This is a genomic window from Weissella paramesenteroides (assembly GCF_036327715.1).
Classification (GTDB): domain Bacteria; phylum Bacillota; class Bacilli; order Lactobacillales; family Lactobacillaceae; genus Weissella; species Weissella paramesenteroides.
Genome location: NZ_CP130559.1, coordinates 1252992 through 1279326 on the forward strand (window position 1 = coordinate 1252992; position 26335 = coordinate 1279326).

Annotated in this window: 43 protein-coding genes, 1 tRNA gene and 1 pseudogene; 9 read left to right on the forward strand and 36 right to left on the reverse strand. The window is 36.2% G+C overall.

Features of this window, described 5'->3' with window-relative positions; genetic code table 11:
- Positions 1–37: 37 nt before the first annotated feature.
- The 8 genes from QRX23_RS06130 to QRX23_RS06165 form a co-directional block, all read right to left on the reverse strand.
- Positions 38–1249 carry a phage major capsid protein gene (locus tag QRX23_RS06130; protein WP_330155024.1) on the reverse strand — a complete coding sequence of 404 codons (1212 nt, stop codon included), beginning with the start codon at positions 1247–1249 and terminating at the stop codon, positions 38–40.
- Between the two features lie 17 nt (positions 1250–1266).
- Positions 1267–1992 carry a head maturation protease, ClpP-related gene (locus QRX23_RS06135; protein WP_330155025.1) on the reverse strand — a complete coding sequence of 242 codons (726 nt, stop codon included), beginning with the start codon at positions 1990–1992 and terminating at the stop codon, positions 1267–1269.
- Positions 1976–3142, reverse strand: coding sequence for a phage portal protein (locus QRX23_RS06140; protein ID WP_330155026.1), 1167 nt, complete (start codon positions 3140–3142; stop codon positions 1976–1978). The genes QRX23_RS06135 and QRX23_RS06140 overlap by 17 nt, the downstream gene beginning before the upstream one ends.
- A gap of 2 nt (positions 3143–3144) precedes the next feature.
- On the reverse strand, positions 3145–3342 hold the full coding sequence (locus tag QRX23_RS06145; RefSeq protein WP_330155027.1) for a DUF1056 family protein: 198 nt from the start codon (positions 3340–3342) through the stop codon (positions 3145–3147).
- Positions 3339–5213, reverse strand: coding sequence for a terminase large subunit (locus tag QRX23_RS06150; protein WP_330156126.1), 1875 nt, complete (start codon positions 5211–5213; stop codon positions 3339–3341). Before QRX23_RS06150 ends, QRX23_RS06145 begins: the two co-directional genes overlap by 4 nt.
- 17 nt (positions 5214–5230) lie before the next feature.
- Entirely contained in the window at positions 5231–5698 is a 468-nt protein-coding gene (locus QRX23_RS06155) for a phage terminase small subunit P27 family (RefSeq protein WP_150222747.1), read from the reverse strand.
- 187 nt (positions 5699–5885) lie between these two features.
- Positions 5886–6323, reverse strand: coding sequence for an HNH endonuclease (locus tag QRX23_RS06160; RefSeq protein WP_408068646.1), 438 nt, complete (start codon positions 6321–6323; stop codon positions 5886–5888).
- A gap of 44 nt (positions 6324–6367) precedes the next feature.
- Positions 6368–6658 (reverse strand): hypothetical protein, encoded by a 291-nt coding sequence (locus QRX23_RS06165; RefSeq protein WP_330155029.1) that lies wholly within the window; start codon positions 6656–6658, stop codon positions 6368–6370.
- A 200-nt stretch (positions 6659–6858) separates the two neighbouring features.
- Between QRX23_RS06165 and QRX23_RS06170 the strand changes: the two genes are divergently transcribed.
- On the forward strand, positions 6859–7074 hold the full coding sequence (locus QRX23_RS06170) for a hypothetical protein (protein WP_330155030.1): 216 nt from the start codon (positions 6859–6861) through the stop codon (positions 7072–7074).
- A gap of 106 nt (positions 7075–7180) precedes the next feature.
- Here QRX23_RS06170 and QRX23_RS06175 read toward each other — a convergent pair whose 3' ends face one another.
- The 20 genes and pseudogenes from QRX23_RS06175 to QRX23_RS06270 all read right to left on the reverse strand — a co-directional run bounded on the left by QRX23_RS06175 (position 7181) and on the right by QRX23_RS06270 (position 17028).
- Positions 7181–7387: a CsbD family protein gene (locus QRX23_RS06175; RefSeq protein ID WP_330155031.1), complete on the reverse strand. Its 207-nt coding sequence runs from the start codon at positions 7385–7387 to the stop codon at positions 7181–7183.
- Between the two features lie 663 nt (positions 7388–8050).
- Complete coding sequence (locus QRX23_RS06180; protein ID WP_330155032.1) at positions 8051–8497, reverse strand: DUF722 domain-containing protein; 447 nt, start codon at positions 8495–8497, stop codon at positions 8051–8053.
- 299 nt (positions 8498–8796) lie between these two features.
- Positions 8797–9408, reverse strand: coding sequence for a hypothetical protein (locus QRX23_RS06185; protein WP_330155033.1), 612 nt, complete (start codon positions 9406–9408; stop codon positions 8797–8799).
- Between the two features lie 571 nt (positions 9409–9979).
- Positions 9980–10435, reverse strand: coding sequence for a GAF domain-containing protein (locus tag QRX23_RS06190; RefSeq protein WP_330156127.1), 456 nt, complete (start codon positions 10433–10435; stop codon positions 9980–9982).
- Positions 10436–10502: 67 nt separating this feature from the next.
- Positions 10503–11198 (reverse strand): nicotinamide riboside transporter PnuC, encoded by a 696-nt coding sequence (gene pnuC, locus QRX23_RS06195; protein ID WP_140837475.1) that lies wholly within the window; start codon positions 11196–11198, stop codon positions 10503–10505.
- Positions 11199–11322: 124 nt separating this feature from the next.
- The gene (locus tag QRX23_RS06200) at positions 11323–11508 is read right to left on the reverse strand and encodes a hypothetical protein (protein ID WP_002828455.1); all 186 of its coding nucleotides are present in this window, start codon (positions 11506–11508) and stop codon (positions 11323–11325) included.
- A complete protein-coding gene (locus tag QRX23_RS06205; RefSeq protein WP_330155034.1) occupies positions 11508–12134 on the reverse strand; it encodes a hypothetical protein in 627 nt (208 codons plus the stop codon). The genes QRX23_RS06200 and QRX23_RS06205 overlap by 1 nt, the downstream gene beginning before the upstream one ends.
- Complete coding sequence (locus QRX23_RS06210; RefSeq protein ID WP_330155035.1) at positions 12134–12262, reverse strand: hypothetical protein; 129 nt, start codon at positions 12260–12262, stop codon at positions 12134–12136. The genes QRX23_RS06205 and QRX23_RS06210 overlap by 1 nt, the downstream gene beginning before the upstream one ends.
- Complete coding sequence (locus QRX23_RS06215; protein ID WP_330155036.1) at positions 12237–12431, reverse strand: hypothetical protein; 195 nt, start codon at positions 12429–12431, stop codon at positions 12237–12239. The genes QRX23_RS06210 and QRX23_RS06215 overlap by 26 nt, the downstream gene beginning before the upstream one ends.
- Positions 12432–12468: 37 nt before the next feature.
- Entirely contained in the window at positions 12469–12906 is a 438-nt protein-coding gene (locus QRX23_RS06220) for a dTDP-glucose pyrophosphorylase (RefSeq protein ID WP_330155037.1), read from the reverse strand.
- A 335-nt stretch (positions 12907–13241) separates the two neighbouring features.
- Entirely contained in the window at positions 13242–13409 is a 168-nt protein-coding gene (locus QRX23_RS06225; RefSeq protein WP_330155038.1) for a hypothetical protein, read from the reverse strand.
- 127 nt (positions 13410–13536) lie between these two features.
- Positions 13537–13944 (reverse strand): annotated as a pseudogene (locus tag QRX23_RS06230) (DNA replication protein); the annotation flags it as partial.
- A gap of 8 nt (positions 13945–13952) precedes the next feature.
- A complete protein-coding gene (gene ssb, locus QRX23_RS06235) occupies positions 13953–14480 on the reverse strand; it encodes a single-stranded DNA-binding protein (protein WP_330155039.1) in 528 nt (175 codons plus the stop codon).
- Positions 14443–15153 carry a putative HNHc nuclease gene (locus QRX23_RS06240; protein WP_330155040.1) on the reverse strand — a complete coding sequence of 237 codons (711 nt, stop codon included), beginning with the start codon at positions 15151–15153 and terminating at the stop codon, positions 14443–14445. Before QRX23_RS06240 ends, ssb begins: the two co-directional genes overlap by 38 nt.
- On the reverse strand, positions 15153–15794 hold the full coding sequence (locus QRX23_RS06245; protein ID WP_150191260.1) for an ERF family protein: 642 nt from the start codon (positions 15792–15794) through the stop codon (positions 15153–15155). Before QRX23_RS06245 ends, QRX23_RS06240 begins: the two co-directional genes overlap by 1 nt.
- On the reverse strand, positions 15778–15972 hold the full coding sequence (locus QRX23_RS06250; protein WP_277375515.1) for a hypothetical protein: 195 nt from the start codon (positions 15970–15972) through the stop codon (positions 15778–15780). The genes QRX23_RS06245 and QRX23_RS06250 overlap by 17 nt, the downstream gene beginning before the upstream one ends.
- A 67-nt stretch (positions 15973–16039) precedes the next feature.
- Entirely contained in the window at positions 16040–16246 is a 207-nt protein-coding gene (locus QRX23_RS06255) for a helix-turn-helix domain-containing protein (protein ID WP_330155041.1), read from the reverse strand.
- Positions 16247–16249: 3 nt separating this feature from the next.
- Positions 16250–16609: a hypothetical protein gene (locus QRX23_RS06260; RefSeq protein WP_330155042.1), complete on the reverse strand. Its 360-nt coding sequence runs from the start codon at positions 16607–16609 to the stop codon at positions 16250–16252.
- Between the two features lies 1 nt (position 16610).
- Positions 16611–16832 carry a hypothetical protein gene (locus QRX23_RS06265; RefSeq protein WP_330155043.1) on the reverse strand — a complete coding sequence of 74 codons (222 nt, stop codon included), beginning with the start codon at positions 16830–16832 and terminating at the stop codon, positions 16611–16613.
- 1 nt (position 16833) lies between these two features.
- On the reverse strand, positions 16834–17028 hold the full coding sequence (locus QRX23_RS06270; protein ID WP_330155044.1) for a hypothetical protein: 195 nt from the start codon (positions 17026–17028) through the stop codon (positions 16834–16836).
- 117 nt (positions 17029–17145) lie between these two features.
- On the opposite strand from QRX23_RS06270, the gene QRX23_RS06275 reads away from it, so the two are divergent.
- Both QRX23_RS06275 and QRX23_RS06280 read left to right on the forward strand, forming a co-directional pair.
- Positions 17146–17358, forward strand: coding sequence for a hypothetical protein (locus QRX23_RS06275; protein ID WP_002828473.1), 213 nt, complete (start codon positions 17146–17148; stop codon positions 17356–17358).
- A 406-nt stretch (positions 17359–17764) separates the two neighbouring features.
- Positions 17765–18007, forward strand: a complete 243-nt coding sequence (locus QRX23_RS06280) for a hypothetical protein (protein WP_040760830.1) — start codon at positions 17765–17767, stop codon at positions 18005–18007.
- Between the two features lie 49 nt (positions 18008–18056).
- On the opposite strand, the gene QRX23_RS06285 is transcribed toward QRX23_RS06280, so the two are convergent.
- Entirely contained in the window at positions 18057–18794 is a 738-nt protein-coding gene (locus QRX23_RS06285; protein ID WP_330155045.1) for an ORF6C domain-containing protein, read from the reverse strand.
- Between the two features lie 68 nt (positions 18795–18862).
- Here QRX23_RS06285 and QRX23_RS06290 point away from each other — a divergent pair, with 68 nt between their 5' ends.
- Positions 18863–19147 carry a hypothetical protein gene (locus tag QRX23_RS06290; RefSeq protein WP_330155046.1) on the forward strand — a complete coding sequence of 95 codons (285 nt, stop codon included), beginning with the start codon at positions 18863–18865 and terminating at the stop codon, positions 19145–19147.
- Here the strand turns inward: QRX23_RS06290 and QRX23_RS06295 are convergent.
- Positions 19106–19357 carry a hypothetical protein gene (locus QRX23_RS06295; RefSeq protein ID WP_330155047.1) on the reverse strand — a complete coding sequence of 84 codons (252 nt, stop codon included), beginning with the start codon at positions 19355–19357 and terminating at the stop codon, positions 19106–19108. The genes QRX23_RS06290 and QRX23_RS06295 overlap by 42 nt on opposite strands.
- 10 nt (positions 19358–19367) lie before the next feature.
- Positions 19368–19604, reverse strand: a complete 237-nt coding sequence (locus QRX23_RS06300) for a hypothetical protein (RefSeq protein ID WP_115470253.1) — start codon at positions 19602–19604, stop codon at positions 19368–19370.
- A gap of 281 nt (positions 19605–19885) precedes the next feature.
- Here QRX23_RS06300 and QRX23_RS06305 point away from each other — a divergent pair, with 281 nt between their 5' ends.
- The 5 genes from QRX23_RS06305 to QRX23_RS06325 all read left to right on the forward strand — a co-directional run bounded on the left by QRX23_RS06305 (position 19886) and on the right by QRX23_RS06325 (position 23671).
- Positions 19886–20239: a helix-turn-helix domain-containing protein gene (locus QRX23_RS06305; protein ID WP_330155048.1), complete on the forward strand. Its 354-nt coding sequence runs from the start codon at positions 19886–19888 to the stop codon at positions 20237–20239.
- A 76-nt stretch (positions 20240–20315) separates the two neighbouring features.
- Complete coding sequence (locus QRX23_RS06310) at positions 20316–20807, forward strand: hypothetical protein (RefSeq protein ID WP_330155049.1); 492 nt, start codon at positions 20316–20318, stop codon at positions 20805–20807.
- A gap of 107 nt (positions 20808–20914) precedes the next feature.
- Positions 20915–21298, forward strand: coding sequence for a hypothetical protein (locus QRX23_RS06315; protein ID WP_330155050.1), 384 nt, complete (start codon positions 20915–20917; stop codon positions 21296–21298).
- Positions 21299–21430: 132 nt separating this feature from the next.
- Entirely contained in the window at positions 21431–22432 is a 1002-nt protein-coding gene (locus tag QRX23_RS06320) for an Abi family protein (protein ID WP_330155051.1), read from the forward strand.
- 162 nt (positions 22433–22594) lie between these two features.
- Positions 22595–23671, forward strand: coding sequence for a tyrosine-type recombinase/integrase (locus QRX23_RS06325; RefSeq protein WP_330155052.1), 1077 nt, complete (start codon positions 22595–22597; stop codon positions 23669–23671).
- Positions 23672–23823: 152 nt separating this feature from the next.
- Here the strand turns inward: QRX23_RS06325 and QRX23_RS06330 are convergent.
- The 5 genes from QRX23_RS06330 to QRX23_RS06350 all read right to left on the reverse strand — a co-directional run bounded on the left by QRX23_RS06330 (position 23824) and on the right by QRX23_RS06350 (position 26328).
- Positions 23824–23907 (reverse strand) — tRNA-Leu (locus QRX23_RS06330).
- A gap of 58 nt (positions 23908–23965) precedes the next feature.
- Positions 23966–24472: an antibiotic biosynthesis monooxygenase family protein gene (locus QRX23_RS06335; protein ID WP_150177836.1), complete on the reverse strand. Its 507-nt coding sequence runs from the start codon at positions 24470–24472 to the stop codon at positions 23966–23968.
- A 93-nt stretch (positions 24473–24565) separates the two neighbouring features.
- On the reverse strand, positions 24566–25294 hold the full coding sequence (locus QRX23_RS06340) for a CPBP family intramembrane glutamic endopeptidase (RefSeq protein ID WP_330155053.1): 729 nt from the start codon (positions 25292–25294) through the stop codon (positions 24566–24568).
- The gene (locus QRX23_RS06345) at positions 25281–25487 is read right to left on the reverse strand and encodes a hypothetical protein (RefSeq protein WP_040760843.1); all 207 of its coding nucleotides are present in this window, start codon (positions 25485–25487) and stop codon (positions 25281–25283) included. The genes QRX23_RS06340 and QRX23_RS06345 overlap by 14 nt, the downstream gene beginning before the upstream one ends.
- Position 25488: 1 nt before the next feature.
- Complete coding sequence (locus tag QRX23_RS06350) at positions 25489–26328, reverse strand: Cof-type HAD-IIB family hydrolase (protein ID WP_330155054.1); 840 nt, start codon at positions 26326–26328, stop codon at positions 25489–25491.
- Positions 26329–26335 lie beyond the last annotated feature (7 nt).

Sequence of the window (26335 nt, forward strand, 5' to 3'; positions counted from 1 at the left end):
CCATGTACTGTTTATTTATTAGGCGAGTTTTAAATTATTAGCCTGCAGCAGGGGCAGATGCTGCAAAGTTGGCTGTTTGATCAGCAATTTCCTTGAATGAACTAGCCACCCATGCTTCAGTATCTGTTGCTTCAACATCAAAGCGGTCAATGACACGAATCTTAGTTAAGTCCTTCTCAAAGGCACCAGCCCCAATATTAGTTGATAGCAATGACATTTGTTGACGGTCAAATAAGGTTACAGCTTGCTTCAAGTCACCAAAATAGAATGGATGTGAACCTGATACGTCTGGTAACCAACGATCAGCTACTACAACAATATTCTTACCGTCAATTTGCTTAGTATCAGGTTGCGTTGGATTTGGTTGCAACAAGTAATTTCCCATCGCATCTTTAACCTTGCTTAATACAGCCAATCCTGAAACGTTAGTCATAAAGAATGAAGTTGTAACAATAGCTGGATCAACACCCGTAATCGCAATGTCCTTAATGTCGTCAAACTTAGCAACCGTTGGCTTCTTTGGTACGGTATTCATAGCCTTAATAATCTCTTGGTTACGAGTAACAACAACCTTCTTAGCAATCCATGATGATAACCAAGCCAAAATATTTTCAGCAGTATCATTTAACAACGTATTAGTTACTGTTGAAATACCTGCATAACGCTTAATCAAGTACTTAACGATAGCCAACTTAGGGTCGTCATTATCACCAATCGTGGCATCATCAGCATCTAAATTAGCTAATGGTGTTACATCTGACCACTTTTCATAAACTCGTGAACCTGACAACGTTGAAACGTTCTCGACATTAACATATTGTTCCAATGAATCGTATTGACGAACCAAAGTATGGATAGCTGTTTGAATATCCTCTGGAATTGTCAAACCGATTTGATTACCATTTGGATCAACTGATGAATCTAATTGATTAACAACCTTTGGATTTCCCTTGATCATGCCTTTGAATTCGTCAACGAACTTCTTCTTCAAATCATTCTCTGGTTGTGCCAAAGGTTCTGTTTGAGCCGATGGATCAGCAATGACATTTTCTGCTTGTGCTTGCACTAGATTTTCATGTGCCAAATCACGCTTTGCAATCGCATTTTTGATTTGGTTTTGGATGTTTGCCACATCTTCTGCAGATGCTGTTTCATCATCAACCATCAATTGTGCCTTGTTTTGCAAATCAGAGACTGTTTGACCTGATGCAACCCACCGTTCATTCAATTCATTAATATTTGCTGTCATTATTTAAATTTCCTTCCTTATTTTCCTAATAAAATAGCCAACTTACGTTGTTTTAAATCATCCGTAGGTTGGCTATCATTAATTTTATTGTCTAGTTTTGAAATCGTTTCGGACTTGTTGATTAGATTAAGTAGCTTATTGACTGCCGACTTTGGAACAAAATTGGAAGCTGAATTGGCGAATGCTGGTTGCTTTTCATCAACGAACATTACTTCATCAGCAAATCCTTTATCAACGGCATCCTGTGCACTAATCCATGTCTCATTGGACATCATATTGAGCAATTCGGCTTGTGGTAAGCCTGTTTTAGCTTCATAGGCATTAGCAATTGACTTGTCGATACCATCTAAAACACCAATTTCATGAGCCAAATCATCCTTATTTCCGCCCATATTAGACGCTGCTTGATGAATCATAATCTGTGCGGTTGGCGAAATTTTAACAGTATCACCAGCCATAGCAATGACACTGGCTGCGCTTGCTGCTAATCCTTGGATGTTAACCGTGACCTTGGCATTTGCTTGGCGCAACATGGTGTAAATTTCACTAGCTGCGAACACGTCTCCACCATTTGAAGCGATGTTTACTTCAACATCTGAATCTGGTTCATCTGGTAATTCCTCATCATCGTTTAAAATTTGTGCAACAGCACTTGGCGATGAACTTGGAATGCCAAAAAAACTATAAAACGCTGCCGTTTCATCATCAACAATGGTTCCTTTAATATTAATTACTTTCGACAATAGGTTCACTCCCTTCTGTATTATTTTCTGGAATATCTGGCATGTCAGGTGGCAGATACCCTGTTTGCTTGAGTAACCACTTACTTTCGCCAGATGTGAGCAATTGGCTTTGTTTGAATGAATTAATGTTGGTTGTGAAGTCGTCATTAACTGGGTCAATGGCTGGCTTAATGTCAATTTCAACTTGAGATGATTGTTTATTTGATAATTCACTGGTGATTGCTCGACCAAAACGCATAAGTGCTTTAGCATAATCGCCACCTATCATCTTTAGTGAACTTTGCTGATCACCCTGACCATTCAATACTGAATCAGGAATGCCGTAAGCTTTCGCAATCTGCTTAGAAGTCCAATCAGTTTGAGCTAACAACTTAGAAACATCTCCCTTAATTTCAAGAGGTGTATATGTTTCCAATTTATCAATAACCACCGGCCCACCATTTGAACTATTAACCTGGTTCATAAATTGCCGTGACAATGCTGATTTTTGTTTAGCATTAAGTAGTCCACCACCGTCAACTTCTAAAATACCTGGTGTCAGAACTGACTTGGCCAAAGCATTAATCGTCAACTTGTTGGATGAATCTTTAATTTTCAATTCACTGGCCAATGAACGTAGTGGACTAATTCCAGTGGCCCCACCATTCTGACTAAGCAGTCTAAAATGAATCATGTCATTAGATGGAATACTATTGACCACACCTACTAATGGTGAGTCAAACGTTACATTGTAGTACAGCCCCGAATAATCATTAAGAGGAAACACACTGACCTGGCTAGGTCTCAAATACTCCCATCTCATATCAATACCGTTACGATTACGCCAGCGATAAATGAATGCTTCACCCCCTAACAATAGTTGAGCATAAACCGATTGCCAGAAACTATAAGCGTTCGTCCAAGTTGTTGGATTATTTAGCATGACTTGATTACGGGAATTATTCGTAATTAATCGAGACGAAGCTAAATCAGCACTCAACTGGAAAACCGCTGAATAAATATCTGAATTACGCAACGCAACATCAGCACTCACATAATCATCCTGACCATCAGGCTTTAAAAAATTAACAATATCTGCATCATCAAAACCAATTTGACTTCCACCGCCCACATCAAGACTATTTTTGAAACGTGGACTAAATATTGGCAATATCAATCACCTCCTTTCGGTGTGTTATTGGTAATCAGTTCACTAATTAACCCTGTAACGGCAAATGACACAGCTAATGTAATGCCACCTACTATCTGATTCCAGCTAAACATTGCCCAATTCAGCGCAATTAACGCTGCCAAATAGCACATTAAGTCAAATACTTGCCAAATTAACGGCAATAATTTCTTAAAAATCATAGTTCATCTCCTATCAATCCAGCTTCAGGACTAAGCAACCAATCTAATTTTTGTTGTGGTGTCATTCGTTCGATTTGTTTTTCAGGATCATTCACATCTGAATAATCTTCAAAATGTATCATTCCCTGATATAAGGCATCAATAATGGCATCAACCACGTCAATTTTTAGTGTAGCTTTAGCTTTATCAACCTGAATACCAATTTTATCTTCATAGATTTGCGCATTTAGTAATGCCTTTTCCATGATTTTGTCGTTCAAGCGAGTGATGGAACTTTCAACAAATGCTTTTTGTAAAAACTTTGTTGGGTCTTTTAGCTCACCAGTTCGCTGACGAATTGCCATTAAATTCCATGATGTATTCAACTCTAATTGCTTAATAACTGCCGTAACACCCATGGCATCATAACCAAAAAAGACAACGTCCAATGCGTTGTCCTCAACATAACTTAATAACCATTCATATACCTGATCATCATTAATCATGCCCTGTTCATGGGCTGTAATCGTGCAAAAACCTTGTTTGGCCAATTCACGATAATTGATACCGTCTTGCTTTTCTTTGGCTTCAATCGACCCGGCTTTATGCCAAGGAATAAATGAATGTTGTTCAACGTGCCACCGTTTTTCACCTTTAGCATTTAAGTAAGGATAAACAAATGCAATCGCTGTATTATCGCTAAACATGGAATAATCAAACCCGATATACACTTGCTTGCCATGAATATCAAAATCAGGAACAATTGCACGTTCAACATCGGCTAATTTTAAATAACTATTAGTTGATTCTTGTAGCCACATATTCAAATTTTTATTTTGAAAGTCGCTAATCGTGCCAGCTAACATGTCGCTGTCTCTTTTATCAATTAATCCTTGCATCAAGACTTCTCTTTCAGTCTCTAAATTGAGCAATGGATTACTTTTAGTCCATGTTTCTGGCTTAAACGTTTCATCAAGACTATCCTGTGCCCAAATTAAGCCAAGATAACTATCGGCATCTCGATTCCAATCTTGTTCCATGGCCTGTTGAATCATCTTTTGATCCTCATGAAATGGTACGGTTGGGTCAGGGTATGATGTTGATATTTGAATAAACTGACGATTTTTAACTTTAACTTGTCCTGAAATGATTTTAGAAATTTTTTCTCGACTAGCAATTTCGCCAATTTCATCGACAACCGCAGTCGTGAAGTGGAATGAATCATATTGACCGGACTCATGTGAAATAGCACGCATAACATTATTCTTTTGCTTCATGATAATCTGATCAGTTTGAATGCTTAGGTCAATTTCCTTGGCATAAGATTTAAACGGTTCAAATTCAACAATTTTGCGAAGCATACTTTTGACATAACCAAATAATTTATTGGTTTGTTTGAAGTTTATTGAAGCAACTAAAAAGTCTTGATTTTCAAGTCCTAGTGTTTCCATCAAATATGAATAAGACATGATAATTGCCATGAGGTATGTTTTCCCTTGCCCACGAGCGACAGAAACAATTGCTCGACTGAACCGCTTACCACCATCTAAACTGCGCCACCCAATTAACTGTGTCATGATAAACTCTTGCCATGGCATTAGTTTAGTTGGTTCACCAGTATCGACATTTGGTGCAATTTTAGCGAATTTCAAAATATTATTTGCTTGTTTAACAGAATACTTGAATGGAAAATCATTATCACCTTGACGTTGTAAATCCCGCAAATGGCGAAACGCTGCTAACTTAATCAAATAACCACTTTCAGTCTGTCCTTCTAATACTGAAACAGCATATTGTGTCCCTTTGTCTTGGTACTTATTAATCACTTCTGAAAAATTAATGCTTTTATATTCTTCAATCACATTATGTTTTTGCGTTAGATCAATATTAATATGATCACCCCTTTTCTTTATTCATCATCTGCAAAGAAATTTTTCATCTGGTTAGTAGAGCTTTCTTCATTTGAAGTTGCATTATCACTAATTTCCATTAGCTCTGCTCGACTTTTTGGTGATAGTCCTAGCTCGCTACCAATCTTGGCTAAATTCTTAATGGCATCACTGTAAATGCTAGTCATTGGATTTCGTTTATACCCGATAAAATCTTTACCAACAACTTCTCCTTCATAATTTTGAACTGATTTATAAATTGCCTGAACTTCACCATTTTCCCTAATGTGCTTATAGGCGTTGCGATAAATTTCGTACTGCGTGCAGTAAATTTCAACTAAACCAGCATCTATTCTAATAACACTGCTTTGTGTTTCTAAAAAAGGTACTACTTTACGCCAAATCACCTTTGCTTGCCTACCTAGATAGGTTGGAGGCGTACTCGATAAACGCCCGCCATTAACATCTTTGTCAGCTTTTTTAACCAACGTTTATCACCTCCTTATTTTCATGACCCCCCCTACCCTAAAATTTTCAAAATTCATCATTTTTATAAGAAAAGGGTATGTGTGTGCTCTTTATTGTGAGCAACTGTGGGGGGCTATGTTCAATTTTAAAACGTTAATCGACTAATTACATGAATAGACTAAAACGTCTTAGAAACGATTTTAGAGCCTATTTATTTTTCATAAGCTTGTTAATCATTGTGATACTTCTAATCGGACTGACTTGCTTCAATTGATTGTCTTTTCCTGTACCGTAATATTTTTGTTCCCACTTGGTCTTTAATGTATGACACGAACTGCATATCACGGCTAAGTTACTCATATCAGCCTTGTCATTTTGGGATGCTTCAATAGGTACGATGTGATCGACTGTCTTGCCTTGCTTAACTATCCCATCACACTTGCAGTACTGACATAGGTAGTGCTGTTCATCTAACACTCGTTGCCGAAGGTTGACCCATTGCTTGGTGCGATAGAAATTATATTGCGTTCGCTTGTTATTATTACGTTTACGAGTAACTGTATTGTAGCGATGCATATCTCTTGGCACATACTCATGTTCTTGATCTGCATGTTTATCACAGTAACGCTTAGGCAATGCCACCATGTTAAAACAACCACTGGCTTTGCATCTTCTAACTCGCGGCATCACTAACTCCGATACATATTGCTAATAGTTTGTCTAACAACCTGCATTGCTTTCAAGTCATAGTACTCTACATCTAATGACTTACGGACTTCCTGGCCTTCATCAGTGTGCCAATCATATACCAGGCTTGCCAACGGCTCATCAGTATCGATACTAAAGCGTCTCTTACCGTCGACATAGACGACTGGTACATCACGGATGTCATCTATCTCAATACGAATGTGTGGCTGATATATTCGCCGACACTTTGATTGATTAGCGTTGCGCATCTTTCTTATCAGGTTTGCGTGCATGGTTCATCTCCTTATCCAATCTCCTTAGCATCCTTAGCTCTTCCCAACTAGATACTAACCCATACTCTTCATCTCTAATCATCTACATCGTCTGACCTCCATCTTCTAATCGGCGATACCATTGGCTACTCATCTACATACCGTACTCCTTTGTATAATTTATTTGTGCTATACTCTTCATAGTTAAATGGAGGCAGGTAATGTTTGAAATTATTATTGATATTTTAGAACTTGTTATGTTCATTTCTGCTATTGGTACTTTTGTTGTTTTAAAGCCATTATTTAGAACGTTTACAAAGACCCAAAAAGTATGGACAATTATTTTCGTTACATCATCGGTTATCTTATTCTTAATGACAAATATTCCTGATTCTATTAAAGGTTTTACAGATGGCATTAACGGTAAATATTGGTAACTCACACCATCATTGAAGATGGTGTTTTTTATATTCTCATATCAACACTCCTTTTCAGTGCAAAATAAAAAGGCAACAGACAAAGTCTGCTACCTTAATTGGGTAATTAATTTTTAAATTTTTTCTTGATATCTTCAGCTACATCTTCTACTGATTCCTTAGCATCAGAAAGTTTGTCTTTCGCCTTGCCTAAAATTCCCTGGGCCTTACCCTCAGCCTCGCGCGATTCATTTCCGGTAACTTTGCCTTCTACTTCTTTAGCTTTGCCCGCAACTTTGTCCTTGGTACTATCAAACTTATCTTCTAAAGCCATATTATGTTCCTCCTTATGAAACCTTACTAGTGCCAAATTGTCACTATATGCATATTTTATATACTATCGTTCCAATAATCAAATAAAAGGCTACCCGACTGGATAACCTTTAATAACTAATGTATCTGATGAGTTTCGAACTCATTTATTACTAAACCTGAATCTTTCATCTCACAGAATGGAGATCAACAATTTACTGCATTACCTAATATGCTACAAATACGTGCCTATTTGCTCAACCTAATCAACATTAATATATGGACTATCTTATAACAATCATATAATTAATCGTTAGTAGCCTCTCTAAGCAAATAAGCTTAATAAAGTTAACTATATCATAATGAACATGATAATACAAATATTTTCAAGTTTATGCAAACGGTTAGGATTTGCACCTAACATGATGATACCGCCTGTACCAACTTTTATCGTCTACCTATTCCGCCATGCTTGCTAGCTTCACAAAGTGAAATTACTATTGATGAACCGGATGAGTTAATTGATGAAGAAGTAATAGTTCCTACCACCATATAAACTAAAACTAAACATTTAATACTTAAAAGTTCATGCAATACTTTGTTAAAAACCTTTTGGAAATTTGTGTCGTAATAGAGGAAATTCATCATCTAGCCAACTGTTCCACAATACATATTATGCGCCTATTTAGACAGTATTCATGCCACCTAATTGGTACGAAAATGACATAGGAAACGTACTCATCAAATGCCCTTCAATTCCGCTTTTGAAATCATCACGCCACCTTATAACCGTTCTAACATCAACATGCTCATCAAGCGCAATCTCTATCCAACTCTTGCGCATGCCATATCTAGCTTTCAGTACTCTTTGTTGATAATCAACTGCTGTCGGATAAAACATATCAATGATGTTCTTCTGCAATGTCCAGTTTTGTAATTGCTCATCCTGCTGCTCTTTAATCATGCGCAACTCAATCGGATTATTGTAGTCGTTTTGTTTGCGCCCACCACCGATATTTTCATCAGGCGTACGATTAACGTTGTATTGTATTTCCATTTTGCGTAACTTGATATTTGATTCTAATCGCCCTGTAAAATAATCACTTAACACTTTATCCAACACATCCGCCATGGCGCACCTCTCTTACGATTTACTATTCCATAATTATACCATATAAATCATGTATTCTAAAATGGAATATTATTGTAAATGCTTATTTATCAATACTTTCACGCCTTTCAAAAATCAATTATTCTAGCTCATCCAAGTCATCTTCAGTAGCCAACTTCTGAATAAATGAGCGTGCTGTACTCCGACAACTTTAAATACTTAGCGTGTTCTTTATTTTTCTCGCCAACGATTGTTAGCATTTACTCAAAAAAGCACTAACAACTTAATGCTAGTGCTTAAAATTATATAATATTATATTTTTATTGGTATCGCCATCCAGCCCACTGAAAATTACGAGAATAGAGGATTCTTCCCGCCTTAAATTTTGACCCACCATTCACAATCATTGTTGAAATAGTTTTCTTTATAGCCCATGACACTGCTACTCCAACGCCTGGAAATGCTCCTGTAACAGCCGCAATAATAGAAATACCAACGCCAATGCCAGCCTTTTTAATCTTATTTAGCATACTTGCTGATAAATAAAGATCAAAATTACCGTTTTTCTTTGCTCCATGGAAAACAATCTTAGTCGATCCTGCTTTTCTCAGCAACATTTTATTTGGACTTTGTTGTCCCATATCAGCTAATTGACTATCCGTATAACCATATGCTTCTTTTAATGCCTGATCAACTTGATAATCGGAAATAGTTCTAACGGTATCGTTGCCCTCTTGAGTTGTTGACACTTCTTGTGAAACTAACTCATAGAATTTTTCATCTTGATCACTTATTAAATTTTGCCTATTTTGTTGCTGTGCCTCTTGCTGTAAACTTGTAGATGCGCTTGCTACTGGTGTAGTTAGCAAACTAAATACAAATAAAAATAAAATTGCTATAATTGTTTTTTTCAGTGTAGTCCCAATACACATAAATACTCCTGCCCATTCTTTCTGAATAATTAAAAAATATAAAAAAATGCAAAAACTGATGAAATTATTTTAGCTTTTCTATTACTCATACCCGCATCAGTTAACTCAATATAAGCCCTTCTATACCCATCTCTATATGGAATTGATAACAATGCCATAACTAGTACTATAATAATCAAAATAATAGATAGATTAACCCACATATACGTATTACCCCTCTCTCTTTAAATTTATACATTAAGCAAAACATAGAAATATTAATTTCATAAAATTGTTTATGCTTGAATTATACTGCTAAAACACATTCATTTTTCATATAACAAAATCATCATTAATATATTGAAATTTATATTCCATTAAAGAATTTATCATACTTTATATTCCATATAGAAATACTTATATAAGCAAATTTAAAATCACTTGCTCTATTTCTTTACAAGCAAATTATAACAAAAACCACTGAACAGCAACATGTAACGGCGTTTTATACACAAAAAAAGTCGCCACATTTCTGCAACGACTAATCATTTTAATATTTACTTTTAAACTAATGGTATCAAAACCAGATTCGTTAGACGTGTTCTGATAATACTACAGCTAATTCTTCAATTTCTTCTTGTTCAACACTGCTAAAACGATCTAATGACGGTGAATCAATATCAATAACACCATAAATTTCGTCATTTTTAAAAAGGGGAACTACTAACTCTGACTTGCTATTTGCATCACACGCAATATGACCAGCAAACTCATGAACATCCGGAACAATGATACTTGCTTTTTTCTCAAAAGCTGTTCCTACTACTCCTGATCCTGGTTTAATATGCATGCATGCAACATTACCTTGAAATGGTCCTAAATCTAACTCGTTAGTTTCAGAATTATAGATATAAAATCCTGCCCAATTAACATTTTCATAACTCTGAAAAATCAAGGCAGATGCATTGGCAAGGTTGGTAATGACATTCTTTTCTTCTTCTAGAAGTGACTCTAGTTGCTTGGCTACTAAACTTTCAACATTAATCATAAAAATCCTCTTTCTCATTTATACGAAAATTCTAACATACATTGATAATTTGCATATCAACTATTCATCACTTATTGCCTCGCCAAATACTCCAAAAGCGTCCGTATACAGCCGTTGCTAGGTAGAAACTCATAGTTAGTAACATAGGCAAAGAGCTTGCTGAATAGCCTGCAAATAGTGCTGACACCCATAAGGCAATATTAACAAAGTCAGACAACAACCAAAGCGTGTAACTATCTCCGTATCCTTTGAAAACATACAAACTAGCAGTTGCTCCAATAATTAACACAATACTGTCCCATAGTGGATTGCTGTCTCCTAGCGCTGTATATGCCATCATCATTGGATACCAAGCGATTAAGATAAAACCTAATGTCAATATCCAACCTGTCTTGCTTAAGAACTTCACACCGTTCTCAATCTTATGTCCCCATGTTTTCCAAGTGAATATAAGTGGCAAATCAATTAATGCAATAAATACCAACTGATCTAAGACACTAGCATAATGTCCTGCCGTCCAATTGATATAGATGAATCCAATTGCACTGATTAGTCCTAGCAGTCCATTAATTGGCTTACCAATCATCATGTAAACTGTACATGCTGAACCTACCAGTGTTGCGACCAGTGTAATTGTTGATAGTCCTGTAATAGGTGCCGATAAATAGAACGCCAACTGTACTCCAATAATGAATGCCAGCATGATTCCACCAGCTGTATTAATACTTCTTAACTCTGTCCCTAACCACTTTAAATAACTCATTGATCCATCCTCTTTTTCAATTAATTTAACTATAACTAATTTTTAAACCGCACCTACCACAATACCTTAATTGTTACTAATTTTTCAAGAAATATTTTTAAGAGTTACTATGCTTTATCCACCATTAGCCTTCCTCCTGACCGTTTGCAGCTAAATCAAACGCTACTGGTACAAATCCGTAATTATCGCCATAAATTATCGTACGTTTGTCTAACAAATTTGTTGCTTCTTCAGCTGTCATGTGTACATCTTGATGAATTGAATGTAACTGACCATGTTCCACGAAAGCTGCACTATAAAATCTAATCATTAGTCCACCTCTACTTGAATCACTTCCTGATGAGCATTAGCCCAACTCTCAGCTTCTTCACGGGTATCAAAATAGGTAGCCCAACTATAGTCAAATTCTACAGATGCATTTGTTAGTTCAGCTGAACTGATAACCAATCGAACATAGGAATGCCTGTTATTATTGCCTACCTCTTTACTCCTCACAATCCACTTCTTAGACTTCTCGACTTCGAATACATCTTCGCCGTTTACCCAACGAAGGATTGCGATTAGGCGGTTATTGTTTTCCTCATCTGGCACTTCATCATCTCCCCACCACATAGATACAGTTTCTGGTAGGTTTTTGAGATTGACCCAACCGACTAAAGGCTTATATTCGTAATCATTTGAATCTAAAGTATCTTTCCACTCCTTTAATTCATTCATAAACTCCTGTGACACCACATATTTCTCGCTCATCTGCTCTTCCTTTCGTACGTCATATACGATTTCTTCATTTTTCTCCACCTCTACATTTTCTTTTTTTGAATATTTTTCAAGTTGTTTTACTGGTATCCTTAAGAATTCCTTCTCATTAAACAACACATATCTTTTCCCAACGATAAAAGATACATTATCTGGTAAATCAATTACATATTTAGTCATTAGTAGCCTCTCTCAATCATCTTGCGTGCCTCTTGCACTGTTTCAGGCTCTTCATACGCTTTAAATTCAATCCAGTCACGATAGCCACGACTTTGAGCGAATTCATTCAGCTGTTTCATCTTTGTCATTAGCTTCAACTCCTAAAAAATCCCAAATTTCATTAAACATTGTTTGCCGTTGCGATTTAAAATTATCTTTTTGATGCGTTATAGCTTCCATGAGCTCAAAATCGCTTTGAATGAGTTGCAAATTTCTAGTGACAGCAATTATGTCATCAATTTCATGTTTCATTTTCATACGGGCTCACAGTCTTTCCACCCTCGGCTGTTTGTTGTTAGTTCTCCCAATTTATTTCGACTCGGGGGTTATCTTTATCAATGCCTCTAAAATCGTCATACGTCGCCACCACGAAATTTAAATTGTCGTTTGGCATAAATACTTGCCCACGTACTGAACTCGCCTGAAAGGCGTCAAAAATAAACTTATGCGTAAATGTCCAGTTGTCTAAGTCCGTGCGTCTGTCTGGCAAGTACCAGTCAAACTTAAATTTAGTATTTGCTCCAACCGGAGCTAGTCCATCGACCATGGCTTGGTCAACTAACGGCATGATTTTCGCTTGAATTTGATGCTTGCGCTTGTTGGCAATCATTCGTCCAGCACGCATACCATGGATCATGATCCAATTGTTTAAAGTCATTTTGACTAACCGCATCTTGCCTTGCTTTTTCATTGGGATAATAAATGCTGTTAGTGGAATGATTAACTTTGCCATTAAAACCTCTTTAATACCTGATTACCATTGGCTGTTAATCCTGTTTTAGGTTTATTAGCCAATCGTTCTGCACGAGTTTTTCTTAAATTAACCAATATGTCATGGGTGCCTTTTGCCATATCTTCAGCGTTTTTATACCCTAACTTCTTTGCTAATTGTCTATTTTGTTGTAAAACTTCATCGCTGTTTGGTTGTAATAGTTTGCTTTCCTGTTTCAGTGGACGGCCATAATAACTTTTAGGTTGTGTCTGTTGGGATTCTTGTTCATACTTCCCTACTGCTTCAACAGTTGTTAAACCTAATTGGATCCATTGATTAACAGTATTACTAACGGCCTATTGTGTTTTAGCTCCGTTCATTGCAGCTTTACGAATGGCTAAAATAAATATGCCGTTAGCTTCTTTTTCATCGTCCGCATTATGTGCTAATTGATTATAAATATCTTGAATGTCGTTATACGTAAAGCCATTAATTTTAATACCTGCTTTTTGCCATTCCGTCATAATTTGTTTCTGATTAATCATTTTATTCACCATTTTTGCTTGCTTGAGCGGCTAAAATCAGTTCTCCACTGAGATGATAGCGGATGCAAGCAAGCAAGCGCCCTTACCTTACCTAACCTAACTCTTACCTATCCTTACCTAACCTAACCTTACCTGTGTCAACTATTCGTGGACGCTCCGTCGACGGTTCGGTGACGTGATATTTACCATTATCATCAATACCCAATCTATCAAGCTCCTGAGTGTATATTGTTCGATTGTAAGTATCTTTTCTAATGTAATTATGGATACGCCAATCACGAACAACGACAATCCCTGATTTTTCAAAAGGTATGATTAACTGTTTGGCAATTAACAACTTTTCATCATCGTTAGAAGCACCAACCATGCGCTTAATTGTGTTGATATTTCCAATAAACCCATCATCATCTGCATGCATATTCAAGTGAAAATACAACGCTTGCGCTGATAACGGCATATCCAAAAATATATCTGTATCAGTTACTTTCTTACTAAACATTCTGCGTTGTGCCATACTGCCCCCTAGAATGGTAATTGATCTTCAAAGTTATTGCCGTTGCCATATCCCTGTGATCCACCAAAATTATTTTGCTGTGGTTGTTGGCGTTGTTGATTGAAGTTTCCTTGTGGTGCTTGCTGTTGGTTGAAATTGTTTTGTCGTTGTGGCTGTTGATTAAAGTTATTTTGCTGCGGTTGACTAACCCCACCTTGCTTACGTTGGTCAGTCACTTCCTTGCTTTCTAATAACGAGAAATTATTAACAACTACTTCGGTAACGAATACTTTTTGCCCTTGCTGGTTATCATAGCTACGTGTTTGCAAACGTCCTTCCAGTCCAATCAATGAACCTTTAGCGGTCATTTTTGCCATATTTTCAGCCGCCTTACGCCAAATAACAAAGTTAATAAAGTCACTACCTCGTTCACCATTACTGTCAGTAAATGAACGTTCAACTGCTACTGTTGCACTGGCTACGGCTGTACCTGACGTGGTATATTTCAACTCCATATCTTTAGTTAGTCTGCCAGTTAGTGTGACGTTGTTTATCATCTATTTCCTCCATTCGTTTGTAGGTCATGATGCCTAGCTGATTTAATGTTTGTGGATCTAACAAAATTCCCTTAATGTGGTATTTTTCTTTGAATGTTGGCCAACCTAGTTTATGTGTCTCTTGATGATGTTCACGACATAAAGCAATAAGATGCTTTTGCCGATGGTCAACTAAGTTACGGTCGTTACCCATGCCAACTGTGTCGAGATGATGAATATCAGCGTGCTTGCCACAAATAACACATGACCGATATTTCAACGATTGATACATATACATATCCAAATCATCTTGATAAGTAAGTCCGCTATGTGACATTGGTATGTGGTTTCTTATCGCATAATCAAGTAAAAATGTGATAAATTCTCTTGCAGTTGTCATATCAGCATTAGCAAAACTGAAATATGGTGTCCCAGTTTCAGCAGTGAAATAGTATTTCAACCATTCCTTACACTCCTCTGGTACATAACCTGACCATCTAGCAATTTCGCCAATAATCGCATAAGCCTTTTTGCGTTGAACGTTGCTCAAATGTCGTTCATCTTGCACATTAACCACAACCTGCGGTTGGTCTTCGGTAGTAAACAGGGACAAGCTTGCCAGCTCTTCACGGCTTTCAAGCGTGACCGCTATTTGATTACCTTTAATCGCTGTAATTCGTCCCCAAAGTTCCATTACTGAATACCTGCGTCATTAATTGCGAATATCGTTGCTCCAGCCAATACGGATGCCTTATCAGCTGATAATTTGTCTAGATCACTAGTGTTATTATTTTTTTCAGTCATACCTGCCGTGGCGAATATTTGCGGTACTTTTTCCTTGGGAGCATTTTTCAATACTTCTTTTAGCTTAGCTATGATTGCTTTACGCATTTGGTCTTGTCTGATTTGTTCTTGTTTCAGAGCTGTGATAGATTGCCCATCGTCGTCATCATCTGCGACAATGCCAAACGCTGACGCCAAACTACCGCGTCGTGCATACGTGGTATTAGCCAACGTTTGTTGCGGTGTAGAACCGGTTTCAACTGGTAGCCCCTCAACCTGCATGAACTCACCAGATGAATGAATAATATTAGTTACAACTTGCATTTCACGTTTACCATTCGCATTAAGGCCCTCAATAATTGATTGGGTATAAGTGATCGGTACGTTTGAAGTTTTGATAGCTAATCTCACCGCATTATCAATATCAGATAAATCTGCATATTTTCCGAAATGTCCGTTTTTTGTCTTAGTCGGTTGGACCATGTTCATTTGCATCTTTGCTAAATCTGCGTTTAGCTCTGGTGTTGGGTTCAACTCATTCCGTGTAATCATTAAATTTTTCCTCCGTGTCAACTTTTTCGCCATATTCAACTAAGTAGTCGACTGCTTTTTCTAGTGGCACATATTCACCATCAATCTTTACGATTTCATCACCCACGATAATTTCATCATCTTGGTAGTCATAACCCCAGATTTCATCTTCTGGTGGGTCTATCCAATCTTCTGGCATGTTGTACCTCCTTGTGTTATTCTTAGAGGGTAATTTTGTCTACCAAACTAATTACCCTAGCGTCTAACTATCCCCAATGGTTAGGCGTTTTTTCGTGTCCGATTAAGTAATCAACTGATACATCAAAGTAATCAGCTAATTTTATTAGTACATCTATACGTGGTTCACGTTCGCCACGTTCATATCCAGCGTATGTAGAACCGGGTATGTTCAGTTCTTTAGCTGCTTCTTGTTGTTGCATTCCCTTACTTTTGCGCAATTCTTTTAATCTCATTTTTCACACCCCTTGTTCTGCTCTCCACTTGTATTCATACATCAACCCCTTGAGCGTAAGTGGTGAAACACCTGTTTTTTCAGATACTTTTTTATACAACTCTTTGAGCTCTTTACCTTTTGCATCGGGTTGCTTATCACGATATGACTTAAAAATTTTGTAATTAGCTTCCCACTTTTGATGTATTTTTTTGTCGTGCTTGCGTGACTTTGCTATGGCGTTTTCTTTCTTCCAACTTGATATTACGTATCCATTTTTAAGTTGCGATTCGCTACTCGCTGGCAAGCTCACTAAGTCTTTTGATTTTAAAAAACCGTGATGTAAGTTACCAACACCTGTTGATCCGATGTCATAATCTGCCATATCATTTCCTTTCTAATAGTCGCTTATCAGCAGCTGCTTTACCGTCAGTGATACATGTCAATCCGTAGCTGATTGCTCGCATAATACCTTTGATAAACCACCAAATTTGAAGCTTGTATGCGTAAGCTAAATAAATCACGCACATCACGATAATCGTTGGCAGAATCGCTGCTAATGTCGCCATACCTAATAACTGAATGAACATTGCTATTTCTGCTAACATGTTATCCTCCCCATTCCTTTAATCGTTTTAAGCTATACCTGTTAGGCATTCGCTCAATATTCATTGCTGTAAACTCTTTTTCGTATCGAATTTTTTCATCGAAATAACTACGTGATACCGACAACAAACCAGCTGCTTCATCTGCCGTGACAAGTATCTTGTCCTTGATTTCAAATTTTGGAACTGGCTTTGCCATGGTTTGTCTCCCTTCTTTATTGCTATGTTATCTGGCATATTTTGCCTACTTTCGTTATTTTGTTATACTGTTCTTAACAATGTTAATGTTTTGTTATCTTGAAAGGAGCTATTATTTATGGGAATCACACCAAACAAGGAATTAGAGCTTCACGATCTTCGCCACCAATTAGATACAGCACTGCGCAATACTGTTAAACATGTAGGTGGTCAAGCCAGCATTCGACTAGCTGACTATCCATCTTTAACTGCTAATGAAATAGTTTCTGAAGTTAAAAATAGTGGTCATACTGTTCAAAATATTGACAACACCTATTTAACTTTTAATTAATCCTCTATCGAAAAGTAACTTTTAGGGAGTTTATTTTTTCGATAGTCTCACTAACCTGTTCGCACTGCTTTGCTAGTATTTCGGACAGGTTTTTTTAGTCCATCTAAACCAGATGCCGACAATTGAATTGGTTGGATAAAACCAAACTGTATTATCAGACTCTTTAGCTGACTCACGTTTAGTTATATAACTTTGCCGAGTGAATCCCTTGCCGGATTCCTTGGCTTTTTTTTACTGCTACATGTAGATACATAACATTTGCTCCTTTCTGTTTATTTATTATCAAGTTGTTATATATTTTTCAGTTAAATAACTTATCATTATCTTTTTGACTGTTAACTCTTTATAATGTACTTATATAATTTGTATTCGTACCTTTCTAAAGTTGATTAAGAAGGAGAAAATTATGAAAGACCATAACTTAAGATTGACCTCTGATGATGGAATTTTAACTAAGAAGGGTTGTGAAATTTCATCTGGATTTTGGAAAATTAGAGAAACAACCAGTAAGGGTGCAATTATAATTTTTGAAATATTTCCTAATGGAAAAAGTACTATTAAATCAAATTTTAAAATCGCATATTTTGAAGACACATTCGAGATAATTTATGATGCACCAAATGCTGAATTTATTGATGAAGCTTTCTAATATTTTGTAAAAATACATTCTGTTAAGCTTTTCTATCTCATACAAACTCCTACACCTCCAATTCAGTTTGTAAGTTCAAATCACGTACTTGTAGCGCTAAGTTAGTCGGTAACTGCCATGCCTTGATGTAACTCATACCCTCATCAAACTTTGATAATGGCAATGCGTCATAACGTGGTACTTCGAAGTAATCTTTAAAGTCGCCACCAATTTGTCGGAATGTCTTGCCCCTAAGATGTTGATAAGCATTTGACTCAAAGCCACCTAGCAAGGTAACGATGTGTCGCTTACGTGCTTGCTCTAAGGATTTAGCTTGTGATGCCGGTAACCCGAAACGGTCTTTCAATTCATCGACTGTGGTTTCAACTTCGTCAATGCGTTTGTTTGTTTCTTCATTGACACTGTTTACTACTTGCAACATCTCTGCGTTGTTTTGTGGCAAGCGCAATGCTGGTTGTGCTTGATAACTTCCAGTTTTGCGAATGCTTGGCAAGACTTCTTTTGTTACCCAATCTTGAAATTTATCAGCAACTGGACTATTTGCTTTAATTACTAACTTGTAAAATTGTGGCTCGGTAATAAAATCACCCTTGCTAATTTTCGACACTTCTGTCGAAAGTCCCAAATACTTATTAACTCTGTTCCAAATTGGATACACTGCACCATTTTTCTTTGTTTCAGAAATTCCAATTCCAATTGCTGCACTTTCTGCATCGAACATTACTTGTCCGTTTACTTCCTTGACTTTTAAGTTGTCAAAAACTTGAATATCATTATTCATTGTCATTCCTACTTTCTTTATTGGTATAATGGGTTGTCTATTTATTAGACAAAAAATTAAAGTGAGGCACCAAAATGACTGATTTATACGTTGAGAAAATCCACATTGATTTCGACCCAAGCACTCCTGATTCAGTAAATAGAATTACTAAATTGATACTTGAAGATAGTTTTCTGCTTGATTACACCCCTGAACAATTGGCTCGCAATCTGCGTATGGGAAATTCATATCATCTCCATTCTCTTGACTATGAAAATGGTAAAACAGACATATCAGTAAAAATGGTAGATGGTAAGCTTCGTTTTTCAGGTACCTCATCAGAAGCTGAGCAAGCCTTGTTGAATTTGCACCGTTTCTAATGCTGCAAGGAATTCATCTTCAGTGATGAGTTCCTTTTCTTTTTTGACTCGTACCTTTATCACCCGATATTCAGAATTATCTTCATTAAAATCAATTTCCGCTTGTGGTTCAGTGTAAAATCCCAACTTCAGCCCACCAACAACTAAATTCAAATCAGCTTCTGGTAATTTTTCTAATTTCTTAATTTTTTCTTCTCGTTCATTTGCCATGTTTTTCTCCTTAATTAACTTGCTTACGACGTTCATTTAACACGCCAGCTACATACATCTCTGAATCATTTAGAACTCGATTAATAGTGTTTTGACCTGCAATACCAGATTTGACGTTCATCCACGTTGTTTTAGAAACACCCACATGCTCATAGACTTCTTTTTCTGTCATTTGAGCTGCATATATTTCTCCAATCAATCGTCCAACTCTGTCTAAATAAGATTGATTAATCGTGATTGCTACCATTGGTTAACCTCCTTTTATCCTTTTGGTGTACTTTTGTTCTTTTCTTTTGTTTACATGTACGCTTTAGCGTGCTATTATATACACATAAATAAACGCACTAAAAATATTGTTATAACGCTGTTTCCTGTCAAAGATTATCGTTATTAACAAATTACTTTTGTGCACCGTTTTTTGTAAAGAACTTTGGTACATAAATAATAATAACACGCTTAAGAGTAATTGCAATAGTTTTGCACTAAAAAGCGTAAATTTTATTTGTGATACCTCCGAGAGGTACTGAAATGACAACATTTGACCGCATTAAAAATATTTCAAAAAAGAAAGGATATAGTAGTTTACGAGTCTTATCAGAGACTGCTGGGCTCGGACCAAATGCTATTTATCAATGGCGTCATAAAACCCCACGAACTGATAACTTGCAAGCCGTCGCTGACGTCCTAGGCGTATCAGTAGACTACCTATTAGGTAACACAGATGATATGCACGCAAATAAAAAAGATGAAAGCACTGCTGATTTAATCGCTGCCCATTGGGGTATCGACCTAGACAACCTTTCACAAGAAGAAAAAGCGATTGTTATGGCTCGTGCTCGTGATTACGTCAAGGGCCTTGTTGACGCTTTTGAAAGTAAATAAAAAAGCCACCCTGCTGATGGGTGGCATACATATACGTGCAACAACTGATCCACGTTAAAAGCTGTAGGAGAAGTAAATGAAGTCTATCAAATTTTTATTAAAAAGAACGCTACACCATCCCAATACTATGCCTTGGGCCTTCATCAGCACTATGGTTGCAATAATGGCTAGTTATAACACAATCATTCGATATGGTTTTTCAGAACGAATGCTTGAAAAAGCTTTCATCATTTACCCCTTTATTGTCATATTTATATATTGTTTGCGTACATACATTACCTTACCAATTGTTCTGAAGATACATAGCTACTTTCCAACTATATTAACTAATAAGATTCCAAGACATATTAGTGTGCCTGTGCTCGTCATTACATTCAACGTTTCAATTATGATGGTTTTGTTTACTGAAATGAATCGTCAACTATATCCACAATTTTTATCTGGCTATTTAGGCAATTGGGTGAAGACTTTTTTTGTCGCCATTCCCGTATTTTTCTTTGTCGTTCGTCCTACTCTAGTTAACATATTCAAAAAATTAAAACAATCGCACCCTCTGTCATTGAAATAACAAAAGCCACCCGCTGAGGTGTCATACATATACGTGCAAACCTGAACCACGTTAAAAGCTGTTAATTTTTAATAAGTAATTTAAGGACCATATAAGAGGTGATAAATATGGCATTTGAAACAAATATTATCAATATACCTGACAAGAAAACGGTGTTAATTAAAGGCGGTGTTGACCAAGGTATAAACATAGGCGATGAATTTAGAATAATTTCTAAAGGAAAAGAAATTGTCGATCCTGATTCGCACGAGCCACTTGGTACCTATGATCGAGTAAAAGAAAAGCTAGAAGTTACTCAAGTTTACGAGAAATTTTCTGAGCTTAAAAAGATTGAAAGACGATCTGCACCTATTTTTGATGCAACATCTATAATGACAAAATCCAGAGTTACTATTGAAGAGTTGTCTATAGATGAATCAGACATAGATTCAGAAAATGAGACATCATCAAATTCTGAAATAAGAATTGGCGATATAGCGCAAAAACTCTAAATTTGACAAGTACAGGTATATATTATAATATATATACAACATTTGGTTGCAATTACCGACGCAGGTAGCGACTAGAAGAAGGACTTGTCTGAAAAGATGAGTCCTTTTTTCTATATAATGTGAGAATAAAAAATGAATAAATTAAATTATGAGTATCACTCTTTTGAAGAGTTAGTAAATATTGCAGATAACAAACACAATATAAAACATTTTACTGATTTAAATACAGCAATCAATATTTTAAAAAATCACCCATACTACACGTTAGTTAACGGTTATCAAAGTGCCCTTGAAGAAACAGGCCACCACGAACACTTCAGAGAAGGCATATCTTTGGAGTTATTAGAAAAATTCCATACTTATGAAACGATCCTATCTTCCAATATATTAGGAATATTGATAGCCTTTGAAACAAAATTAAAAAATATTGTACAGGATACTGTCGCCCAACATTTTGGTTTTTTAGAAAATGATTATCTAGATATAAGCAAATATAGAAATGATAAACATATTAGCCGTACACAATTAATGTCTACATTTAGTTTTATTAGCAAAGAAAAGCGTAAAGTTAATCATTCAACTAAAAAATATCGTAAAAATGGAAACGTTCCACCTTGGATACTGGTTAATGAGTTAACCTTCGGACAAGTTAAAAGATGGTATTTTCTTCTACCTGCCAAACTAAAAGAACAAGTAACTAATGAATTTAACTATTTTAATATACCTAAGGAAAGGTTTTTAGAATTTTTCAAAATATCGTTAGATATATTAAATGATTTTCGTAACGGACTTGCCCATGGAGATGTCTTAAATAAAATTATCATAAAGGACTCTGTACACTATTTTCATTTAAAGTACGCATTTTCTGAAAACATTATTTCAGAACAAGAATTTAACACACAAAGAATTGGAAAGAACGATCTTTTTGGGTCTATACTTCTACTATTTATGTTAGCTCCTACTGTTTATCGTCAAATTTTATACATAGATCTGAAATCAACATTGGGACTATTCAATACTGAAATAGATTTAAACTCATCCCAATCGCGAAGATTACTTGGAATACCTGATAGGATCATAGAAAGACTAGATACTATCAATCAAGAAATTTTGAAAATTCACTTAGCTAATTAATTATAAAAAAACACGTACACCCTGCCGGCAAGCTAGAAGTGTACGTGCATGTGAATATTAACAAGCGTTTTATGCGCCTATTTACATATTCAAGTATATCAGACCTGGATATGTCGGTAAACTATCTATATTTTTTACATGAAAGGTTAGGTTTAAACTAATATGGCAAGTATTTATAAACGTGGCAAAAGTTACACTGCCAGCGTCTCTGTTAAAGATGGACCAAAGTACCGTAAGAAATCTAAATCTGGTTTCAGAACTAAATCTGCTGCAAAAGCATGGGCAGTCGAAATAGAAAATTACAAAGCTAAGGGTTTTGTTTCTTTCGATGAAAGTCAACCGTTGTCAGAATATTTTCATGACTGGTACACCACCTATAAACTAGATATGTCTCGTGCCACACAGATGTGGTATCACACAACTGAATTGTATATCGAAGAACATATGCAAAACGTTACGCTTGGTTCACTAAACCGCCCTACTTTTCAGCGATTTTTGAATACACTAGCTAAAAAATATTCAGATGAGACTGTTAATAAAGTACGTAATATCATGCACCAAGCTATTAAATCAGCCATATATGACGACATCATCTTTAAGGATCCGATTGATGGTATCTATGCCAAAGGTAAGCAAGGTAAATCCAGCGACCTTAAATATCTAGAAGAACCACAGATGAAGGCATTAGTTGATTATATTCAATCTATCGATTTAAATGTTAGAACTGATTCAGATATGATGATATTACTTGCCTTGAATACTGGCGTCCGCTATGAAGAAGCTGCAGCCTTAACTTGGCAAGATATGAATCAAGGTGTTATTTCCATTAACAAAGCCTGGGAACAAGTTGAGCGTGCTATAAAAGAACCAAAGACTAAGTCATCAGTTAGAAAAATTTCGGTGCCTGCAACATTGATTGAACAATTTCATGCATGGAAACGTCCAGAGAGAGCCACAGACTTCGTTTTTGGCATGCCGAGACCAATTACAAGTGCAGCAGTTAATAAACGCTTAAAAGTCGATTTACAAGCGATTAAATCGCCTAAGATAATCACCTTTCACGGACTGCGCCACACACATGCAAGTTGGCTATTATCTCACGGCGTGGATATTCAATACGTATCTGCCAGATTGGGACACAAATCAGTTGGTATGACCTTACGAGTTTACACTCACATGCTGGATAATTTGAAGCGAGAAGAAGATGAAAAGTCAGTTAATCTGTTGGAAAATTTGTAGCAAATTTGTAGCAAATTGTAGCAAAAATGGTGGTAAATCATGGTATCTCATGGTAAAAGTAGATTATTTTTAAACACAAAGAAACCCTGTCATATCAACGGTTTAAGCTGATAAAACGGGGTTCTTAGCGGTTTATTGAATTTTAACCTGAGTGCCGTCGACAGGAATCGAACCTGCACGGGATAAATCCCACACCGACCTGAACGGTGCGCGTCTGCCAGTTCCGCCACGACGGCATACCCATTACATAACACTGATAACTATATCAGAAATTGATGTAATTGGGTAGTTGTTTTATAGACTTTGCTTTGCTAAAGCTGTAAAACTAAGTTGCTTTCTGTGCAAATTATATTGGCTGTGCTCATAGCGACGTAATGGAAAATTCGTCGACGACTGCCAGTCAGTCCAATTCTTTTTTAGTCGCCATGTAGATAAGATAACTAATTCGTGTGAATTTGTTGTACTTTGTAAAATATAAGAACTAATAAAGCCAGGCGCTTCAATATCTATACTTGTTGACTTATATCGGCGAATAAAATTATCACGTTCCAAATCATTTAGCGTGATAAAGGTAAAACTCATCCAACCTCTTAACTCATCAGTGTCCCCGTGACTTGAAATAATTTCATAACTTACTGGTACCGTAAATACAGAATTTTTATCCGTTGTTTTCTCTAGTAACTCATACTTTTCCGGATCAGACTCATCATTCATCAATAGTAATTCTCGTTCTAGATTTTTATTTCGAACCTCTTGTAAAACTGTTCTAGATCCAAATGTTACATGTAAATATTCAGTCATAATATTTTCCCCCGTTCACATTATACGTCACGGTATCTTTACGTCTATCATAATCTAAATTCATTAAAAAACATAGTGAAAAGAATTACAATGCTATGATCCAAATGCCATGCCAATCAAACTAAGCGCTGCGATACTGTTATTCAACATATGTGTTGCCATCGCATATTGAATTTGCTTTGTTTTTTTATAAACAATTGCTAAAACAATTCCCATTAATGAATATTGGATAAAGGCAAAAATTTGAAAATCTTGAAAGACATGGAAATAACCAAACAAAACGCCAGAAATAATCACATTTAACCACCACGGTCCTTCTTTAAAGAAATAATTTAAAATAATTCCTCGAAAAATTAATTCTTCAACCAATGGGGCAACAAAAACTGCCAAAACAACAACAAAAATCAGTGCGGCACCACCTTTTCGAGCCATTTCTTCTAAAGCGACTTGATTACTAGCTGTAATCTGCTGGTGAGAAAAAATAAGCTGCAAGGCAACTGTTAAAATGCCAGCTCCAATAATCATAACGTAGCCATATCCGACCCAAACTAATTTATCACCCCGAAATGGATGTAAAGCTGTTTTAGGCGATTTCCGCTTTACTGCATAGCCTAATATCCAGACAGTCAATGCGGTTAAAATAGCAGCAACAAGTAACATTACTGTAATGCCAATTGGATTATTTTTATCGACATGTAACCATTTTACAATGCCATACTTACTGTATGTGCTTCCAAGTTGGATTGCAAAATCCAAAATAATCCCCACAGTGACCCAAATAACACCTGATATCAGTGTTCCAATTTGATCAGTCTTCTTCATGCTCATCCTCCTGCTTTTTTGGTTGCAGCGCTAATGATAAGAATGTCATCAAAACAGTGAATAGAACAAATAATACAAATAAAGAAACCCCGATAACCCAGGTTGGCCAATTTGCTATTTTGGCAAACCAAATAAAACCAACAAAGATGGTAACGACAATAAAACTTGCACCAATTTGAATTGCAAAACGCATACTATCGTTCACCTGCCAATACAAACTGATCCAATATTTCTGCAATAGCCCCTTCATTATTAGTGCGGTGTGTAACAAAATCCGCGGCTGATTTAACAGCTGGAATACCATTAGCCACACTAACCCCTAGACCTACAGCAGTGATCATCTTTAGGTCATTATTATTGTCACCAGCAGCAATTATCTCAGTTGACTTGATGCCTAACTTTTCTCCTAGGAGCAATGAGGCAGTTCCTTTATCTACACCTTTTAAATTGAATTCAACATAACGGCCAGACGAATAGGTTGCTTCAACACTTTCATTACCTACTGCAGCAATAACTGCATCATGAATTTGTTTTTGAATATCAGAATCTTCATTTTCAAAAATCACTTTCATAATAGGTTGTTCACGATTTAAAAATGATAAATCATCATGCGCGATTTCTTCATATTCTACACCTCGTGTTGCCATATAACGTTTATCTGTCTCATTAATATCGTAAATAAATAATTTATCCACTGTGTAAATATGAACATCAACCTGATTACTAAGATAGCCCGCCGCAAATATCTTTTTGGCCAATGTTATTGGCATGTCCTGTGTCGCCATAATTTGATTATCTTTATTTTCAACAATTGCTGCACCGTTATACGAAATAACATATTGATCTTCTTTATCAAATAGGTCTAACTCTTTTAACATATTTTGTACTGATTTAAATGATCGTCCGGTATTAGGAACAAATTTAAATCCTTTTGCAACGGCACTTTTAATTGCACGTACATTTTCTTTATGAATCGTACCATCATCGTTTAGAAATGTTTCATCTAAGTCTGACACTAACATCTTATAACTCATTAGTTAC

Bases quoted from the DNA above. Each gene is read 5' to 3' on its own strand.
- QRX23_RS06320 (WP_330155051.1), top strand. From the start codon at position 21,431: ATGAATAAATTAAATTATGAGTATCACTCTTTTGAAGAGTTAGTAAAT.
- QRX23_RS06310 (WP_330155049.1), top strand. From the start codon at position 20,316: ATGAAGTCTATCAAATTTTTATTAAAAAGAACGCTACACCATCCCAAT.
- QRX23_RS06200 (WP_002828455.1), bottom strand. From the start codon at position 11,508: ATGATTAGATTTTATAGTGCAGCTTTCGTGGAACATGGTCAGTTACAT.
- QRX23_RS06170 (WP_330155030.1), top strand. From the start codon at position 6,859: ATGTTTGAAATTATTATTGATATTTTAGAACTTGTTATGTTCATTTCT.
- QRX23_RS06145 (WP_330155027.1), bottom strand. From the start codon at position 3,342: ATGATTTTTAAGAAATTATTGCCGTTAATTTGGCAAGTATTTGACTTA.
- QRX23_RS06180 (WP_330155032.1), bottom strand. From the start codon at position 8,497: ATGGCGGATGTGTTGGATAAAGTGTTAAGTGATTATTTTACAGGGCGA.
- QRX23_RS06325 (WP_330155052.1), top strand. From the start codon at position 22,595: ATGGCAAGTATTTATAAACGTGGCAAAAGTTACACTGCCAGCGTCTCT.
- QRX23_RS06185 (WP_330155033.1), bottom strand. From the start codon at position 9,408: ATGTGTATTGGGACTACACTGAAAAAAACAATTATAGCAATTTTATTT.
- QRX23_RS06315 (WP_330155050.1), top strand. From the start codon at position 20,915: ATGGCATTTGAAACAAATATTATCAATATACCTGACAAGAAAACGGTG.
- QRX23_RS06335 (WP_150177836.1), bottom strand. From the start codon at position 24,472: ATGACTGAATATTTACATGTAACATTTGGATCTAGAACAGTTTTACAA.
- pnuC (WP_140837475.1), bottom strand. From the start codon at position 11,198: ATGAGTTATTTAAAGTGGTTAGGGACAGAGTTAAGAAGTATTAATACA.
- QRX23_RS06290 (WP_330155046.1), top strand. From the start codon at position 18,863: ATGACTGATTTATACGTTGAGAAAATCCACATTGATTTCGACCCAAGC.
- QRX23_RS06300 (WP_115470253.1), bottom strand. From the start codon at position 19,604: ATGGTAGCAATCACGATTAATCAATCTTATTTAGACAGAGTTGGACGA.
- QRX23_RS06350 (WP_330155054.1), bottom strand. From the start codon at position 26,328: ATGAGTTATAAGATGTTAGTGTCAGACTTAGATGAAACATTTCTAAAC.
- QRX23_RS06270 (WP_330155044.1), bottom strand. From the start codon at position 17,028: ATGGCAAAGCCAGTTCCAAAATTTGAAATCAAGGACAAGATACTTGTC.
- QRX23_RS06225 (WP_330155038.1), bottom strand. From the start codon at position 13,409: ATGACGGAATGGCAAAAAGCAGGTATTAAAATTAATGGCTTTACGTAT.
- QRX23_RS06215 (WP_330155036.1), bottom strand. From the start codon at position 12,431: ATGAAAATGAAACATGAAATTGATGACATAATTGCTGTCACTAGAAAT.
- QRX23_RS06260 (WP_330155042.1), bottom strand. From the start codon at position 16,609: ATGGCAGATTATGACATCGGATCAACAGGTGTTGGTAACTTACATCAC.
- QRX23_RS06285 (WP_330155045.1), bottom strand. From the start codon at position 18,794: ATGACAATGAATAATGATATTCAAGTTTTTGACAACTTAAAAGTCAAG.
- ssb (WP_330155039.1), bottom strand. From the start codon at position 14,480: ATGATAAACAACGTCACACTAACTGGCAGACTAACTAAAGATATGGAG.
- QRX23_RS06205 (WP_330155034.1), bottom strand. From the start codon at position 12,134: ATGACTAAATATGTAATTGATTTACCAGATAATGTATCTTTTATCGTT.
- QRX23_RS06245 (WP_150191260.1), bottom strand. From the start codon at position 15,794: ATGATTACACGGAATGAGTTGAACCCAACACCAGAGCTAAACGCAGAT.
- QRX23_RS06165 (WP_330155029.1), bottom strand. From the start codon at position 6,658: ATGCACGCAAACCTGATAAGAAAGATGCGCAACGCTAATCAATCAAAG.
- QRX23_RS06240 (WP_330155040.1), bottom strand. From the start codon at position 15,153: ATGGAACTTTGGGGACGAATTACAGCGATTAAAGGTAATCAAATAGCG.
- QRX23_RS06265 (WP_330155043.1), bottom strand. From the start codon at position 16,832: ATGTTAGCAGAAATAGCAATGTTCATTCAGTTATTAGGTATGGCGACA.
- QRX23_RS06175 (WP_330155031.1), bottom strand. From the start codon at position 7,387: ATGGCTTTAGAAGATAAGTTTGATAGTACCAAGGACAAAGTTGCGGGC.
- QRX23_RS06190 (WP_330156127.1), bottom strand. From the start codon at position 10,435: ATGATTAATGTTGAAAGTTTAGTAGCCAAGCAACTAGAGTCACTTCTA.
- QRX23_RS06340 (WP_330155053.1), bottom strand. From the start codon at position 25,294: ATGAAGAAGACTGATCAAATTGGAACACTGATATCAGGTGTTATTTGG.
- QRX23_RS06305 (WP_330155048.1), top strand. From the start codon at position 19,886: ATGACAACATTTGACCGCATTAAAAATATTTCAAAAAAGAAAGGATAT.
- QRX23_RS06280 (WP_040760830.1), top strand. From the start codon at position 17,765: ATGAAAGACCATAACTTAAGATTGACCTCTGATGATGGAATTTTAACT.
- QRX23_RS06295 (WP_330155047.1), bottom strand. From the start codon at position 19,357: ATGGCAAATGAACGAGAAGAAAAAATTAAGAAATTAGAAAAATTACCA.
- QRX23_RS06250 (WP_277375515.1), bottom strand. From the start codon at position 15,972: ATGCCAGAAGATTGGATAGACCCACCAGAAGATGAAATCTGGGGTTAT.
- QRX23_RS06210 (WP_330155035.1), bottom strand. From the start codon at position 12,262: ATGACAAAGATGAAACAGCTGAATGAATTCGCTCAAAGTCGTGGCTAT.
- QRX23_RS06275 (WP_002828473.1), top strand. From the start codon at position 17,146: ATGGGAATCACACCAAACAAGGAATTAGAGCTTCACGATCTTCGCCAC.
- QRX23_RS06160 (WP_408068646.1), bottom strand. From the start codon at position 6,323: ATGGTGGCATTGCCTAAGCGTTACTGTGATAAACATGCAGATCAAGAA.
- QRX23_RS06345 (WP_040760843.1), bottom strand. From the start codon at position 25,487: ATGCGTTTTGCAATTCAAATTGGTGCAAGTTTTATTGTCGTTACCATC.
- QRX23_RS06130 (WP_330155024.1), bottom strand. From the start codon at position 1,249: ATGACAGCAAATATTAATGAATTGAATGAACGGTGGGTTGCATCAGGT.
- QRX23_RS06220 (WP_330155037.1), bottom strand. From the start codon at position 12,906: ATGGCAAAGTTAATCATTCCACTAACAGCATTTATTATCCCAATGAAA.
- QRX23_RS06255 (WP_330155041.1), bottom strand. From the start codon at position 16,246: ATGAGATTAAAAGAATTGCGCAAAAGTAAGGGAATGCAACAACAAGAA.